The 1963-nt window shown below is 58.8% G+C and carries 3 protein-coding genes; all 3 read right to left on the bottom strand.

Features of this window, described 5'->3' with window-relative positions; genetic code table 11:
• Positions 1-472: GDP-mannose 4,6-dehydratase (locus AC1DYI_RS34090; protein ID WP_477208533.1), on the bottom strand; the 472-nt coding region annotated here is incomplete at its 3' end.
• Positions 473-599: 127 nt separating this feature from the next.
• Positions 600-1733 carry a right-handed parallel beta-helix repeat-containing protein gene (locus AC1DYI_RS34085; RefSeq protein ID WP_477208532.1) on the bottom strand — a complete coding sequence of 378 codons (1134 nt, stop codon included), beginning with the start codon at positions 1731-1733 and terminating at the stop codon, positions 600-602.
• Positions 1730-1963 (bottom strand): hypothetical protein (locus AC1DYI_RS34080; protein WP_477208531.1); only part of this gene is annotated, 234 nt, incomplete at its 5' end. The genes AC1DYI_RS34080 and AC1DYI_RS34085, both read right to left, overlap by 4 nt.

Raw genomic sequence — 1963 nt, 5'->3', positions numbered from 1 at the left:
CGCCATACGGACTGCGTGGGTGGAAAGGCGTCGTCTCCGTCTGCGGAGTCTCTTGCACGAGACCGAAGAGTTCGCTGGTGCTGGCCTGGTAGAAGCGAGTTTTCTTTTCCATGCCCAAAAAATGGATGGCTTCGAGCAGGCGCAGCGTGCCAATCGCGTCCACATCGGCCGTGTACTCCGGCGCCTCGAAGCTTACGGCCACGTGGGACTGGGCACCCAGGTTGTAGACCTCGTCAGGCTCCACCTGGGAGAGGATGCGCGTGAGACTCGAACTGTCTGTCAGGTCGCCGTGGTGCAGCACGAACTGCTGGTGATCGACATGAGGATCCTCGTAGATGTGGTCCACCCGCTGGGTGTTGAACAGCGAGGCACGGCGCTTGATCCCATGCACCTGATAGCCTTTCGCCAACAGAAACTCGGAGAGGTAGGAGCCATCCTGCCCCGTGACGCCGGTGATGAGAGCTCTCTTCATGGGTACGACTCCGCGATTCAAGTCTATGGCAGCACTGCATCGGGTGAGCAGACGCGCGTCCTGGAACCAATCTGTCGGGGCTGGCGGTGCCGGGCCACAGCAGCCCAGTCCGGATCTGCTGGCACGATCACGAAGCTCGGGAATGCAGGCCCTCATGGGCAAGCTCGTCGGGCGCAATGTCCTTCGCGCGCCTGCCCGCAACGGGTTCCGGCCGGACCAGCACGAGATCGCGAGTCGTGAGCTTGGTCGACGGCGTGATTTCGATCAAATCAGCCTCCTTGAATCCCTGGAAGGTGATGCTTTCGATCGAACACACATTCACGCCTGGCGCAATCCGGAAGGCCGGCCTGAAGGCGAGGCGGTTCGACCGAATGTATCCACCGATAAAGCGAACATTCTCCGCGTGGCCAAGATCGATGGCCGGACTGCTGACCAACGTCGAGTACCCTGGTGTGATGAAGATTGAGTCAAAGACGAGATTGCCGTTGCGTCGGTTGATCACCCCACTGTCCGCCACGACGCTGAGCTGACCATATTTGGCGTCGCTCGAGACCTCCCGCACCGCATCCCGGTTGTTCCCCTCGAGAAACAGCGAGGAAAAGCGGACCTGGTCGAGGCCGTGCAGGCGCACTCCGCTATAGCCATTTCCCTGGCAAACCAAGCCCCGCACTTCAGTGCCCGTAGTCGTGTTTTTTTCGGAGCAGGTCAGTTCAAAGCCATGCGTCGAGCAGTTTTCTATCTTGACGTTCTCGACGCGCCCGTTGGTGAGATTCCCCGCCAAAAAACCCAACCGGCAGCGGTATATACCGATATCCCGAAACGCAGTTGTATAGCAGTCTACGGCCCTGATTCCGCTATCAAAGTTCTCTATGAAGAGGTCATTGAAGATACAGTTTCGATTGGCGTTGAAGACCTCCAGGAACCGCCCTTGAAACTGATTCGCAGAGATCGCGTGCAGATGCTCGATCTTAACGGCATAAGGCTCGTCGTCCGGGGCCGTGCTGAAGACCGCCTGGTCCCCCTGAAGGTGGCTGATCAGTGCAGTCGAGGACTGGCTGCTCCCCCTTATTTGAACGCCGCTGCGCAGAACCAAGGGCTTGTGGATGTGGTGCATGCCCGGCGGTAGCACGATCGAGTCCGCAACCAGCGGCCACTTCTTGTGCGGCGTGTGAACGACCTTGCCGGCGCGATCGATCTCTCGCTGAAGCCAATCGGAGAAGCCGTCGTCCTGCGCCAACGACAACAAATTCTCTTTCTTCATGGCTGGATGCGGAAGCGCGACTTGAAGGTCGACTTGTCTATTTCAACATCGTCTCCAGAGTTCACGATCGCCAGATAGGGCTGAGTCGTGTACGCCCGGCCACGCAGAATCGCAAAATTGAACTCGTCAAGAATATGGTCCGTTGCAGACTTTGAGGCTCTTTCCTGAGCCGCCTGCATTAGCGGCGTGCCAGACGATGCGCTGTCCGGCTCCGTCGCCCTGGCCATGAT

The organism is Ideonella sp. P3_A4 (assembly GCF_056403075.1).
Note: the sequence above shows the minus strand (reverse complement) of the source record. Positions and strands in the feature narration are given on the sequence as shown.